This is a genomic window from Streptomyces sp. NPDC048566, assembly GCF_043199735.1.
Classification (GTDB): domain Bacteria; phylum Actinomycetota; class Actinomycetes; order Streptomycetales; family Streptomycetaceae; genus Streptomyces.
In genome coordinates, this window is record NZ_JBICWL010000031.1 from 39,795 (window position 1) to 54,086 (window position 14,292).

A 14,292-nucleotide genomic window follows, 5' to 3' on the forward strand; every position below is an offset into this window, starting at 1 on the left:
GCACCGGCATCCCGGTGCCCCGCACCGGTCCGTCCGACCGACACATCGACCCGATGGGGGTGGCCCGCGGTGAGCGGAGCCGGAACGCCGGCGCAGAGCCGGGAAGAGACCACTTTGCTGTGCGTGCCGTTCGCGGGAGCGGGACCGTCGTTCTTCCACCCCTGGCGGGACCTGTCCGCCGGCCGGTGGCGGGTGACGTCGGTCGAACTGCCCGGCAGGGAACGGCGCATCCTGGAGACGCCGTACCGCAACGTCGTGGAGGCCGCCAAGGGCTCCGTCGACGACATCGTCGCCGACCTCGGCGAGGGCGCCCGCACCGTGCTCTTCGGGCACAGCCTCGGAGCCGTCCTCGCCTACGAGCTGGTGCATCTGCTGGGCAGCCGCGGGGTGCGGGTGGAAGGGCTCGTCGTCAGCGGTTCACCGGGCCCGTGGACCCAGCGGGAGCGCCGGGCGACGGGACTGCCCGACGAGGAGTTCCTCGCCCGTGTCGAGGAGTTCGCGGGCTTCCGTCACGAGGCGCTCGACCACCCGGAGATGCGCGAACTGATCCTGCCGGTGCTGCAGGCCGACTGCGAGATGCACGAGAACTACGTCCCGAGCACCGACACTCCGGTCTCCGTGCCGATCCTCTCGCTGCGCGGAGCCTGGGACGGCCTGGTCACCGCCGAGGAGGGCCGGCAGTGGCAGGCGGCCACCACGGCGGGCTTCGACTACGCCGAGTTCCCGGGCGACCACATGTACCTCGTGGACCAGGGGCGCGAGGTACTGGACGCCATCGCGGCGCAGTCCGCCGCCGACGGGGCCTGAGAGCCGGCTTCCACCGGCTGGTGCCACCGTCCCGTCCGGACCCGCAGGCCGGGGCCGGCCGGGACGGTCGCCTCGGCGCCGCGTCCCGGGAGGGCCGACCCGCCCGGCCGTCCGCCCCCGTCCGTACCGAGCCGTCCCGGCGTGCCGTGCCGGGACGGCTCCGGCATGCCGGCGGCGATCCGTCGCCTCTCGGACGGAACGCCGACCGCGTACCCGGGCGGGCCGACCGGCAGCCGGTGCGTGCGCCGCCCGCCGGTGCCGCCCCGCCGGGTCGCGGACACGGAGCCACCCCGCCCCGGCAGTGCGCGCCGTGCCCGTCCGGGCACGGCGAAGGCGGCCGGCGCGACCCGTGGAGGTCGCGCCGGCCGCCTTCGCCAAGGGTGCCGTCAGATGCTCCCGCCCGGCCCGAACCAGGTGGTCAGCGCCCTGCGCAGGGCGGCCGTGTCGGGCGTGCCGTCACCGGTCGCCCAGGCCACGTGGCCGTCGGGACGGATCAGGAGCGCGGCGGGCGCGGGTATCTCACCGACCGCCGGGACGAACCAGTGTTCGTCCTCGCTGCGCGCCTCCACCACGTCGAGGCGGTCCCCCCAGTCCTCGCCGGCCGCCCGCACCGCCGCTCCCGCCCCCAGGTCGAGCAGGACGGGCCGTCCCGCGTGCAGCAGCTCGCTGACGGCCGTGGCGCCCTGCGGGCTCTTGAGGTCGGCGTCGGGGACCCGGCGGCCCGACAGCACGTGGCCGTCGTCCGCCGGGTAGCGGAGGTCGAGCGCGGTCAGCATGTGCCGCAGATGCCGGTTCACGTCGTCGAAGACCATCAGGGAGCCGAACACCTCGCGCAGCGCGTCCGACTGCGGCCCGGGGCGGGCCAGCGCCGACTGGGCGCGGGTGTTGTTCAGCACGCGCTCGGCGACGGGATGGCGTTCGGCGTGGTAGCTGTCCAGCAGGCTCTCAGGCGCCCGGCCGCGCACCACCGAGGCCAGCTTCCAGCCCAGGTTCACCGCGTCCTGCACGCCCATGTTGAGGCCCTGGCCGCCGGCCGGGAAGTGGATGTGCGCGGCGTCGCCGGCCAGCAGGACCCGCCCGCTGCGGTACCGGTCGGCCTGCCGGGCCGCGTCGTTGAACCGGGAGATCCAGCGCGGGGCGCGCATGCCGAAGTCGGTGCCCGCCAGCCGGACCAGGGAGGCGCGCAGCTGCTCGAACGTGGGCGCCTCGTCGCGGTCCGCGACCCGGTCGTACTCGGAGGTGATCACCCGGTACCAGCCGGGCTCGAAGGCGATCGCCGAGTAGTCGCCGCCCGCGCAGCGCCGGATCCAGACGTAGTCCTCGGGCAGGTCGGGCAGTTCGACGTCGCCGATGAGCGCGGTCATCGTGGCCTCGGTGCCGGGGAAGTCGATGCCCGCCAGCTTGCGCACCGTGCTGCGTCCGCCGTCGCAGCCCACGAGGTAGCGGGCGCGCAGCGTGACGGCCTCGTCGCCCTCCGTCTCCAGGGTGACGCGCACGCCGTGTGCGTCCTGGGCGATCGCGCTCACGGCGCTGGATCTGCGCACCCGGACGCCGAGTTCGGCGGCGCGTTCCTCCAGCAGCCGCTCGATGGCGGACTGAAGGATCATCAGCGGATACGGGTGCCGGGACTCGGCCTCCTCGAAGTCCAGGTAGAGGCCCGAGAAGTGCCCCACCGGCTGGAGTTCGCCCTCGTCGAGGAAGCGGTCCAGGATGCCGCGCTGGTCGAGCACCTCCAGGGTGCGCGAATGAATCCCGCCGGCCCGCGATTCGCCCGTGCGCTCGGCGAGCCGTTCGGCCACGATCACGTCGACGCCCGCGAGCCGCAGCTCGCAGGCGAGCATCAGGCCCGTCGGCCCGGCACCCGCGATCACCACCTCGGCGTCCATGCCGGTCTCCGTCACGTCGTTCCCCTCGCCTCCGCCTGGCCTTCAACGTCGTTGTTCCGTGCCCACGTTCGGGCGCGGGCACCGGGTGGTCAACGCGGTGGGCGGGGCCCTGCCCGGGGCGCACCGGGTGCCTTGCCGCGTCCCGCCGGCGGGACGGGCCCGGCCGGCCGCGGGGCGCGGGAGATGCGCGGCGTCCGCCACCCGGACCTCGGGTCAGGGGGAGGGGTGCCGACCCCGGTGTGGTCCGGGCCGTCCGCGGGTGACACTCCCTTCGGCCACGCGGCGAAGTGTCTCGCCGGCGGGACGGCGCACCGGACCTCCCGCGACCGCGACTTCAATGACGGTGCGTCAGATGCGCATCGCGCCGGAGTCGCGGGCTGGCACTCCCGATCGGCGGAAGAAGGGAACACGGTCGAATGGAATCGGCGCCGCAGGTGATCCACCCGCAGGACGGACAGGACGCGACCACGCAAGGGCGGACCGCGCCCCCGGACGAGCAGGCCCCTCTGGCAGCGGATCTCGCCCGGCTGTGGGCGGACGTGCTCGGCTGCCCCGAGGTCGGAACCGAGGACGACTTCTTCGCCCTCGGCGGCAACTCGCTGAGCGGCATCAAGATCATCGAGCGGGTGGCGCAGGACTACGGCGTCCAGCTGTCCGTGCGCGACTTCTACCTCGCGCAGACCCCGACCCGGGTCGCGGAGCTGATCGAGCAGGGGAGGGCGGCGGCGTGAGGCTCACGCCGGGGCCCGCGCGCGACGTCGACCTCGACGCCCTCGACCTGTTCGACCTGGACCTCTACAGCTCCGGCGACCCGCACCCCGTCTGGGACGTGATGCGCGACCGGGCGCCCCTGCACCACCAGGTCCTGCCGGACGGGCGGGAGTTCTGGTCGGTCACCCGCTACGAGGACGTGTGCCGCGTCCTGGGCGATCACCGGGAGTTCACCTCCGAGCGCGGCACCGTCCCCACCCATCTCGGGCAGGACGACGTCGCCGCCGGGGTCCTGCTCACCTCCACCGACCCGCCCCGGCACACCGAGGTCCGCCGGCCGCTGGGCGCCAAGCTCACCGCCCGGGCCGTCCGGTCCTGGGAGGAGTCCATCCGCGCCTCCGTGGTGCGCTTCCTCGAACCGGCCCTCGACGGCGAGCCGTTCGACCTGGCCGAGCGGGCCCTGCTCCTCCCGGCCATCGTCACCGGCCCCCTGCTGGGCATCCCGAGCCGGGACTGGGAGGAACTCGTCCAGCTCACCGCGATGGTGACGGCGCCGTCGGACCGGCACTTCCTGCTGGGCAGCGAGGCCGCCACCCTCGCCATCGCCCACCACGAACTGGTCACCTACGTCACCGACTGGGTCAAGCGGCGGCGGGCGTCGGGTCAGGAGGACGACAGCCTCCTCCAGCACCTCATGAGCGTCCGCCCGGGGGGCGCCCCGCTGACCGACGAGGAGATCGCCCTCGACGGCTACAGCATCCTGCTCGGGGCCAACGTGACGACGCCGCACACCGTCTCGGGCACCGTGCAGGCCCTCATGGAGCACCCCGAGCAGTTCGACAAGGCCCAGGCCGACCCCACCCTCGTCCCCCAGCTGGTGGAGGAGGGGCTGCGCTGGACCTCGGCCGCCTGCAACTTCATGCGCTACGCCGTCGACGACGTGCACATCGCCGGCGGCACCATCCCGGCCGGCGGCGCGGTCGTCGCGTGGATCGGCTCGGCCAACCGGGACGCCTCCCGGTTCGCCGACCCCCACACCTTCGACATCACCCGGGACAACGCCAAACGGCACGTGGCCTTCGGCTTCGGCCCGCACTTCTGCATCGGCGCCCCCCTGGCCCGCCTGACCCTGCGCGTCTTCTTCGAGGAACTCCTCCAGCGGTTCGCGTCCGTCGAACCGGCCGGCGAGGCCCAGCACCTGCGGTCGTACTTCATCGCCGGAATGACCCACCTGCCGATCGCCGCCCAGAAACGGCCGACACCATGACCCAGGCATCCACCCTCGCCACCTCGCCGTGGTTCGTCCGGCCGCCCACACCCGGCGTGCCGCGCATGTTCTGCTTCCCCTTCTCCGGGTCCGGAGCGTCCGCCTTCAGCGCCTGGCCCGCCACGGTGGGCGACGCCGAGGTCGTCCCGCTCCAGTTCCCCGGCCGGGAGAACCGGCTGGCGCACCCCCACTACGGCACCTACGAGGACCTCGCGGCCTCGCTCGCCGAGGCTCTCGCCCCCCTGCTCGACGAGCCGTTCGCCTTCTTCGGCCACTGCGCCGGAGCGCTGCCCGCCTACGAGACCGTGCTGCGGCTGGCCGCACTCGGCCTGCCCACGCCGGAGCGCCTGTTCGTCTCCGGCCAGCCGGCTCCCCACGAGGCCGCGGGCGACCGGATGCTCACCCTCGGCGAGGACGGCCTGCGCGCCGAACTGGCGGCGTTCCTGCGCGGCCGGGGCATCGAGCCCCGCCCCGACATGATCGACATGGGCATGTTCGTCCTGGCGCGCGACCACGCCGCGGCGGCCGCCTACCGGCGCACCGAGCCCGCCGCGATCGACTGCCCCGTCGTCGTCCTGCACTGGAGCGAGGACCCCGACGTGAGCCTGGAGCAGCTCCAGGGCTGGCGCCGCTACGCGGACTCCGTCGAGATCCACGTCGTCCCGGGCGGCCACTACGACTTCATGGACGCGCCCGCGGACCTGCTCGCGACGCTCGCCCGCGAGCGGTGAGCGCCGTGCACTGCGCCGCCGCGGCGCACCGAGGGAACGGGAAGGAAATCGCATGAGTGGCCGAGCCACCGGAATCGCCGTCGTCGGCATGTCCTGCCGCTTCCCCGGCGTCGAGGACCTGGACGCCTTCTGGAGCCTGCTGTCCGACGGCCGCTCCACGCTGGGCAGGTTCCCCGAAAGCCGGGCCGCCGACGCCCGCGGCGACCTCACCGCCCACCCGGACGCCGCCACCGTGACCACCGGGTCCTTCTTCGACGCCGTCGACGGCTTCGACGCGGGCTTCTTCGGCATCGGCGCCGCCGAGGCGGCCGCGATGGACCCCGCCCAGCGACTCGCCCTCGAACTCGCCTGGGAGGCCGTGGAGGACGCGCGCATGCCGGCCGGCGCACTCGCCGGCCGGGACGTCGACGTCGTCGTCGGCACCGCGCCCTCCGGCTACGAACTGCTGCGCACCCTCTCCGGAAGCGACCAGGACGACCACTACGCGGCGCTCGGTTCGAGCGGCGCCCTGATCGCCAACCGCATCTCGAACCTGTTCGACGTGCGCGGCATGAGCTTCTGCGCCGACTCCGGCCAGTCCTCCTCGCTGGTGTCGCTGGCCCTCACCTGCGAGCGGATCGCATCCGGCGCCGTCGACATGGCGATCGCGGGCGGCGTGCACCTGATCACCGACCCCCGGGCCGGCCTCGGCCTCGCCAACCTCGGCGCCCTGTCGCCCGACGGCCGCTGCTTCACCTTCGACGAGCGGGCCAGCGGCTTCGCCCGCGGCGAGGGCGGCGCGTTCGTCGTCCTCAAGCGGCTCGACCTCGCCCTCGCCGACGGCGACCCCGTCCACGCCGTCGTCCGCGGCTGGGGCGTCGGCAGCGGCGGAGCCACGACCCGGATGCCCGACCCCAGCCCCGAGGGCCAGGCGGCGGCCGTGCGGGCCGCACTGCGCCGCGCCGACGTCCCCTTCGACAGCCTGGACTACGTCGAGGCCCACGGCACCGGCACCCGGATGGGCGACCCGGCCGAGATCGCCGGACTCCGCGCGGCCGCCGGGCCCGACGGCCGCACCCGCCCGCTGGCCATCGGCTCGGTCAAGACGAACATCGGCCACCTGGAGCCGGCCGCGGGCATCGCCGGCTTCGTCAAGACGGCGCTGTGCCTCGAACACGGGCAGCTGGTGCCCAGTCTCAACTTCTCGACGCCGAACCCGGCGATCCCCTCCTTCGGCGACGACTTCGACGTGCCGTGCGCCACGCGGCCCTGGCCCGAGCCCGCCGGCCGGACCCGGCGCGCGGGGGTGTCCGCGTTCGGCATGGGCGGCACCAACGCCCACGTGATCCTCGAACAGGCCCCGGAGCCCGGACCGGCCGCCGCCCCCGCGCGACCGGGCGCGGCCGGCGCCGGGGGAACACTGCCGTGGCTGCTGTCCGCCCGCTCGCCCGGCGCCCTGGAGCAGCAGGCGGCCCGGTTGCGGGACCGGCTGGCCGCCGACCACTCCGCGACCCGGGCCGACGTGGGCCACTCGCTGCTGGCGACCCGGACACTGTTCGAGCACCGCGCCGTCGTGCTGGCCGACGACCGTGCCGAGGCGCTGGCCGGTCTCGGCCTGCTGGCGGACGGCCGCGACGGCGCACGCGTCGTGCGCGGCACGGTCGACGCACCGGCCGGACCGGTCGTGTTCGTGTTCCCCGGCCAGGGATCGCAGTGGGCCGGCATGGGACGGCTGCTGTACGCCCAGTCCGAGGTGTTCGCCCGCTCGATCGACGCCTGCGCCCGTGCCCTCGGGCCTTGGGTGGACTGGTCGTTGCAGGACGTGGTGAGGGGCGAGCCGTCGGCCGCCTCCCTGGAGCGGGTGGACGTCGTCCAGCCGGCGCTGTTCGCGATGATGGTGTCGCTGGCCGAGGTGTGGCGCTCCCACGGGGTGACGCCGGACGCGGTCGTCGGCCACTCCCAGGGCGAGATCGCCGCCGCCTGCGTGTCCGGCGCCCTCTCCCTCCCCGACGCGGCGCGGATCGTCGCGCTGCGCAGTCAGGCCCTGATCTCACTGGCCGGCCTCGGCGGGATGAGCGCGGTCGCCGCGCCCCGCGCCTGGGTGACCGACCGGCTGGAGAGCTGGTCCGGACGCCTGTCGGTCGCCGCCGTGAACGGGCCCGCATCCGTGGTGATCTCGGGCGACGACGAGGCGCTCGACGCGTTCGCCGCCGCGGCGGCCGAGGAGGGCGTGCGGGTGCGGCGCGTCAAGGTCGACTACGCCTCCCACTCCCACCACGTCGAGCGCATCCGCGAGCGGGTGCTCGCCGACACCGCCGAGGTCACGCCCCGCCGCTGCGCGGTCACCTTCCACTCGACCGTGACCGGCGACGTCCTGGACTCCAGCGCGCTGGGCGGCTCCTACTGGTACGACAACCTGCGCTCCATGGTCCGCTTCGGCGACGTCGTCGGCTCCCTCATGCGGTCGGCCGGCGGTGTGTTCGTCGAGGTCAGCCCGCACCCCGTGCTCCAGGTGGCGATGGAGGAGGCGGCCGACGCGCTGGCCGTCCCACCGCTGCTCGCGAGTACCCTGCAGCGCGGCGACGGCAGCGCCGGCCAGATCCTCGGCTCGCTGGCCGGGCTGCACGTGCGCGGTGTCCCGGTCGACTGGGAGAGCGCGTTCGCCGCCTCCCGTCCGCACCGGATCGCACTGCCCCACTACCCCTTCCAGCGCTCGCGGTACTGGCTGACCGCGCCCGACGACGGCCCGGCGGCCGGACACGGCGCGGCGGGGGAACCCGCGGCGGGCTCCGCGACCGACCGCCCCGACTCGCCGGCCGCGGCCCTGGCGCTGGTGTGCGCCGAGGCGGCCGCCTTGATGAGTACGCAAGAGCGGGATGTGACGGCGCACCAGGTGGCCGCCCGGCCCGACGAGACCTTCAAGGCACTGGGCTTCGAGTCGTCGACGGCCGTGGCGCTGCGCAACCGGCTCGCCGCGGCGGCCGGGGTGCGGCTCGCGGCCACCGTGGCGTTCAGCCATCCGACCCCGCGGGCGCTCTCGCTCCACCTGTTCTCCCTCGTCCAGCCGCCGCCCGACACCCCGGACCCGGCGCAGCGCGCGGTCGAGGCGGCCGAGGAGGCCGCTGGCCTGGCCCTGGAGAGCCGCAGCGACGACGACCTGTACGCCTTGATCGACCGCGGATACGTGTAGCAACACCGTTCGTCATGTCAACTGTTGGGGAGGCCCTGGTGGAGGAAGTCGACAAGCTCCGGTCCTATCTGCGACGCGCCGTCGGCGACGCGCGGGACCTGCGCGAGCGGGTACGTGAGCTGGAGGAGTCCGCGCGCGAGCCCATCGCGGTGGTGGGGGTGGGATGTCGCTTCCCGGGCGGCGTGGAGTCCCCCGAAGCCCTGTGGGACCTCGTGTCCGACGGGGTCGACGCGATGGGCGGCTTCCCCGACGACCGGGGCTGGGACCTGGACGCCCTGTACGACCCCGATCCCGAGGCGCACGGCAGGACGTATACCCGCACCGGCGGCTTCCTGCCCGGACTCGCGGACTTCGACGCGCCGTTCTTCGGCATCAGCCCGCGCGAGGCCCTGGCCATGGACCCGCAGCAGCGGCTCATGCTGGAGACCTCGTGGGAGGCGCTGGAGCGCGCCGGGATCGACCCGGCCCGCCTGCGCGGCTCGGCGACCGGGGTGTTCACCGGGCTGTACGCCGTCGACTACGGTCCGCGGATGGGCGGCGGGGCCGCGGGCGAGGTGGAGGGGTTCGCGATCGCGGGCACCTACACCAGCGTCGCGTCGGGCCGGGTCGCCTACGTCCTCGGCCTGGAGGGGCCCGCGGTCTCCACCGACACCGCCTGCTCCTCCTCGCTCGTCGCCGTCCACCAGGCCGTACGGTCGCTGCGGTCGGGGGAGTGCACGCTGGCTCTGGCGGGCGGAGTCTCCACCCTGCCCACTCCGGGGATGTTCGTGGAACTCGCCCGGCAGCGGGGGCTGTCGCAGGACGGCCGGTGCAAGGCGTTCGCCGACGCGGCCGACGGCACCGGCTTCTCCGAGGGGGCGGGTGTCCTCGTCCTGGAGCGGCTCTCGGACGCCGTGCGCAACGGCCGGCGGGTGTGGGCGGTGATCCGCGGTTCGGCCGTCAACCAGGACGGCGCGTCCAACGGCCTGACCGCACCGAACGAACTGGCGCAGCGACGCGTCATCGAGGCGGCCCTCGCCGACGCCGGGCTGCCGGCCGGCGCGGTGGACGCCGTCGAGGCGCACGGCACCGGGACCCGGCTCGGCGACCCGATGGAGGCGGAGGCCCTGCTGGCCACGTACGGGCAGGGCCGGGAGGCGGACGAGCCGCTGTGGCTGGGCTCGCTGAAGTCGAACATCGGGCACACCCAGGCGGCGGCCGGCGTCGGCGGCATGATCAAGATGATCATGGCGATGCGGCACGGCGTGCTGCCGCGCACCCTGCACGTCGACCGCCCCTCCAGCCACGTCGACTGGACGTCCGGCGCGGTGGAACTGCTCACCGAGCCGCGCGACTGGACCGCCCGCGACGACCGCCCGCGCCGCGCCGGTGTCTCCAGTTTCGGTATCAGCGGCACCAACGCCCACCTCATCCTCGAACAGGCACCCGCGGCCCCCGGACGGCCGTCGGCGGCCGAGGGGGCACCGGCCCGCCCCGAGGGACTGCCGGCGACCGCCGCCGCGGAGGCCACGCCTCGCGGCGCCCTGCCCTGGGTGCTGTCGGCCAAGTCGCCGGAGGCGCTGCGCGAGCAGGCCCGCCGGCTGCACGACGCCGTCGCCTCCTCCACCGGACCGCTCGACGGCGTCGGACGCGCCCTGGTGACCACCCGCTCCCTCTTCGACCACCGCCAGGTGGTGATCGGCGGCGGACGCGACGAACTCCTCGCCGGTCTCGCCGCCGCCGCGGCGGGCGAGGAGGGCACCGCGGGTTCCCTCGTGTCCGGCGTCGCCGGACAGCCCGGCCGCACCGTCTTCGTCTTCCCCGGCCAGGGCGGCCAGTGGACCGCCATGGGCCGCGAACTCTTCGAGACTTCCCCGGTCTTCGCCGAACGGCTGCGCGCCTGTGACGAAGCGCTGCGACCCTGGGTCGACTGGCCGCTCATCGACACCGTGTGCGGCGGCCCGGAGGCGGCCGACCTGGAGGACATCGCCGTCGTCCAGCCGGCCCTGTTCGCCGTGATGGTCTCGCTGGCCGAGGTCTGGCGTTCGCTCGGGGTGACGCCGGACGCGGTCGTCGGCCACTCCCAGGGCGAGATCGCCGCCGCCCACGTCGCGGGCGCCCTCACCCTGGAGGACGCCTGCCGGATCGTGGCCCTGCGGTCCCGGCTGCTGGCCACCGCCGCGGGGGAGGGCACCATGGCCGCGGTCCTGCTCCCCGAGCGGCGGGTGGCCCGGCTGCTGGAGCGGTGGTCGGGCCGGGTCGGCATCGCCGCCGTCAACGGGCCCAACTCCACGACGGTGTCCGGCGAGAACACCGCCGTCGAGGAACTCGTCGCCGCCTGCGAGGCGGAAGGCGCCCGCGCCCGCCTGGTGAAGTCCAGCGTCCCCGGACACTCCCGCCTGATGGACCGGTTCGAACAGCGCCTCACCGAAGGGCTCGGCCGCATCACGCCCCGGCCGACACCGGTCCCCATCTACTCCACCGTGACCGGCGGCCTCGTCGACCCCGCCGACCTCGACACCGCCTACTGGTTCCGCAACCTGCGCGAACCCGTCCGCTTCGAGGCCGCCATGCGATGCCTCGCCGCCGACCTCCGGGACAGCACCGCCGTCGAGATCAGCCCGCACCCGCTGCTCACGCTCAACATCCAGGAGATCATCGACACCACGCCCGACGCCGACGGCCGCGCGGTCGGCTCGCTGCGGCGCGGCGAGGGCGGATTCGCCCGCCTCTACCGGTCCGCCGCCGAGATCTTCGTCGCCGGCACCCCGGTGGACTGGGAGGCGGCCTTCCCCGGCCGCGAGGAGACCTGGACCGAACTTCCCACCTACGCCTTCCAGCGCCGCCGCTACTGGCTGGACACCCCCGCCGAGTCCACCACGGCGAGCACCTCGGACCACCCGCTGCTCGACGCCGTGATCGACCTCCCCGGCGGCACCGGCGACGCCGCCGAAGCCGGCGGCACGGGGCTGGTGGCCCGGGGCCGGCTCTCGCTCGAACGCCACCCCTGGCTCGCCGACCACACCGTCCACGGCGCGATCCTCGCGCCCGCTTCGGTGCCCGCCGAACTCGCCGCCTGGGCGGCGGACAAGTCCGGCTGCCCGGTCGTCGAGGACCTCACCCTGGAGACACCGCTGGTCCTGTCCCGCAGCACCGAGCGCGACCTGCGGGTCGTCGTCGGCGCCGACCGCAGCGTGAGCGTGTACTCGCGCGGCGACGGCGAGAGCCGCTGGACCCGCAACGCGGTGGGCAGGATCGGCACGGGCGCCGCCACCGACGCCGCGCCGGCCGGCCACCCCTCGGCGGCCTGGCCGCCCGCCGGCGCCACCGAGATTCCCCTCGACGCCGAGTACGCCCGCCTGGAGGCGCTCGGCCTCCGGCACGGCCCGCTGCTGCGCGGCCTGAAACACGCCTGGCGTCAGGGCGACGTGTTGTTCGCGGAGGTCGAACCGCCCGCCGACGGCGCGGAGAGCGGGCGCTTCCGCATCCACCCCGCGGCGCTGCACGCGGCACTGCTCCCGGCCGGCCTCGCCCCGGCCGCCGACGCCTCCTCCGCGCCGGAGGGCGGCCTGCCCTTCCGCTACGAGGGACTGCGGCTGGCCCCGGCCCGCCCCGGAACCCTGCGCGTCCGGCTGGCGCCCGCGGGACCGGACGCCGTGTCGGTCAGCCTGTCCGACACCACCGGGAAGCCGGTCGCGTCCGTCGCCGCACTGACCCTGCGCCCCGCCGACGCCGCCCGGCTGACCGAGCTGAGCTTCGACGTCCGCGACGCGCTGTTCCAGGTCGACTGGACCCCGCGTGAGCTGCCGGCCGACACCGCCGCGGAACCGTACGCGGTCCTGGCGGCCCCCGGCGCCGTCGCCGCCCGCGATGCGGGCGTCCACGCCGCCACCCTCGCGGAACTCGCCGCATCGGACGCGGGCGTTCCCGCGTACGTCCTCACCGGTCTTGACGCGGACGTCCCCGCGGACCAGGACGCTGGCCCCGGCGGGCCGGCGGACCCGGACCACCCGGGAGCCGACTCCGGCGACCACACGCCCGCCGCCGCCTCCCGGGCCGTGCGCCGGGTGCTGCGCCGGGCCCAGGAGTGGCTGGCCGACGACCGGTTCGCCGGGTGCCGGCTGGTCGTGGTGACCCGCGACGCGTGCGGCGGGCCGGGCGCGGCCCCGGACCCCGTCGCGGCGGCCGTCTGGGGATTGGTGCGCAGCGCGCAGACCGAGAACCCCGGCCGCTTCACCCTCGTCGACACCGACGGCCTGCCCGCCTCCCAGTCCCTGATCGTGCGGGCCGCCGCCACGGGCGAGGCCCAACTCCGCATCCGCGAGGGCGCCGTGACCATCCCCGCCCTGGCCCCCGCCCTGACCGGCCCGTCCCCGGCGCCCGACGAGCGGCCGGGCACGCCCGACCTGGGGACCGGGACCGTCCTGATCACCGGCGGGACCAGCGGCCTGGGCGCCCTCCTCGCCCGCCATCTCGTCGCCCGGCACGGCGTTCGCCGCCTGGTCCTGACCAGCCGGCGCGGCGCGGACGCCCCCGAGGCCGCAGGGCTGGCCCGTGACCTCGCCGAGGCGGGCGCCCACGCCGAGATCGTCGCCTGCGACGTCACCCGCCGCGCGTCCGTCGCCGCGCTGATCGACGGCCTGCCGCCCGAGCACCCGCCGACCGCGGTGATCCACTGCGCCGGTGCCCTCGACGACGGGACCGTGGAGTCCCTCACCGAGGACCGGACCGACGCCGTCCTCGCGCCCAAGACCTACGGCGCCTGGCACCTGCACGAACTCACCCGGCATCTCGATCTGACGGCGTTCGTGCTGTACTCCTCGGTCGCCGGCACCCTCGGCACCGCCGGACAGGCCAACTACGCGGCGGGCAACGCCTTCCTGGACGCCCTCGCCGAGGCCCGCCGCACCGCCGGACTGCCCGCCACCTCCCTGTGCTGGGGCTTCTGGGCCCAGCGCAGCGAGATGAGCGCCGACCTCGCGGAGGCGGACATCGTCCGCCTGCGACGCCAGGGCGTGCAGCCCATGGCGTCGGCGGAGGGACTCGCCCTGTTCGACGCGGCCCTGCGCACGGACCGGCCGGTGCTGGTGCCGACCCGGCTGTGCCTGCCCGCGCACGGCACGGCGCCCATGGGATCGCCGCTGCTGCGGGCCCTGAGCGGCGCACCGGCCGCGGACGGCACGCCTGCCGGCGACCCGGGCGGCGCGGGCCTCGCCGAACAGCTCTCCGCCCTGCCGCCCGCCGAGGCACAGGCCCTGCTCCTGGACACCGTCCGGACGCAGACCGCGGCCGTGCTCGGCCACCCGGACACCACCAGGATCGGCCCCGCGGCCACCTTCAGGAAGCTGGGCATCGACTCGCTCACCGCGCTGGAGCTGCGCAACCGGCTCGCCGCGGCAACCGGCGTGAAACTGCCCGCGACCCTCGTGTTCGACCACCCCAACCCCGGCGACCTCGCCGGATTCCTGACGACCTGTCTCGCTCCCGCACCCGATGCCGCCCCCGAGTCGCCGGCCGATCATCTGGCGCGCGACATCGAGGAGTTGGGCGCCCGCCTGGAGGACGCCTTCGTCCGCCTCGGGGAGCAGGACCAGACCACCATTTCCACTCTGCTCGGCGAGCTCCAGGGCCGAGTCCGTTCACTGGCGGGCGCCGGATCACCGGCCGGTGTCGCCGACCGGATCAGCGCGGCGTCGGCGGGAGACCTGCTCGCGCTGCTCGACCGCGAGCTCGGCTAGGGGA

General features: G+C 75.2%; 7 protein-coding genes. 6 read left to right on the top strand and 1 reads right to left on the bottom strand.

Features of this window, described 5'->3' with window-relative positions; translation table 11 throughout:
- The first annotated feature begins 69 nt into the window (after positions 1-69).
- Positions 70-807, top strand: a complete 738-nt coding sequence (locus ACGFS9_RS29465) for a thioesterase II family protein (RefSeq protein WP_393257277.1) — start codon at positions 70-72, stop codon at positions 805-807.
- 386 nt (positions 808-1,193) lie between these two features.
- Here ACGFS9_RS29465 and ACGFS9_RS29470 read toward each other — a convergent pair whose 3' ends face one another.
- Positions 1,194-2,693, bottom strand: coding sequence for an FAD-dependent monooxygenase (locus ACGFS9_RS29470; RefSeq protein WP_393257297.1), 1,500 nt, complete (start codon positions 2,691-2,693; stop codon positions 1,194-1,196).
- A 416-nt stretch (positions 2,694-3,109) separates the two neighbouring features.
- Between ACGFS9_RS29470 and ACGFS9_RS29475 the strand changes: the two genes are divergently transcribed.
- The 5 genes from ACGFS9_RS29475 to ACGFS9_RS29495 are packed head-to-tail and all read left to right on the top strand — an operon-like array spanning position 3,110 to position 14,288.
- Positions 3,110-3,424, top strand: coding sequence for a phosphopantetheine-binding protein (locus tag ACGFS9_RS29475; protein ID WP_393257278.1), 315 nt, complete (start codon positions 3,110-3,112; stop codon positions 3,422-3,424).
- A complete protein-coding gene (locus ACGFS9_RS29480) occupies positions 3,421-4,671 on the top strand; it encodes a cytochrome P450 (protein ID WP_393257279.1) in 1,251 nt (416 codons plus the stop codon). The genes ACGFS9_RS29475 and ACGFS9_RS29480 overlap by 4 nt, the downstream gene beginning before the upstream one ends.
- On the top strand, positions 4,668-5,402 hold the full coding sequence (locus tag ACGFS9_RS29485; protein WP_393257280.1) for a thioesterase II family protein: 735 nt from the start codon (positions 4,668-4,670) through the stop codon (positions 5,400-5,402). Before ACGFS9_RS29480 ends, ACGFS9_RS29485 begins: the two co-directional genes overlap by 4 nt.
- 52 nt (positions 5,403-5,454) lie before the next feature.
- Complete coding sequence (locus tag ACGFS9_RS29490; RefSeq protein WP_393257281.1) at positions 5,455-8,571, top strand: type I polyketide synthase; 3,117 nt, start codon at positions 5,455-5,457, stop codon at positions 8,569-8,571.
- Between the two features lie 38 nt (positions 8,572-8,609).
- Complete coding sequence (locus ACGFS9_RS29495; protein ID WP_393257299.1) at positions 8,610-14,288, top strand: type I polyketide synthase; 5,679 nt, start codon at positions 8,610-8,612, stop codon at positions 14,286-14,288.
- Positions 14,289-14,292: the final 4 nt, after the last annotated feature.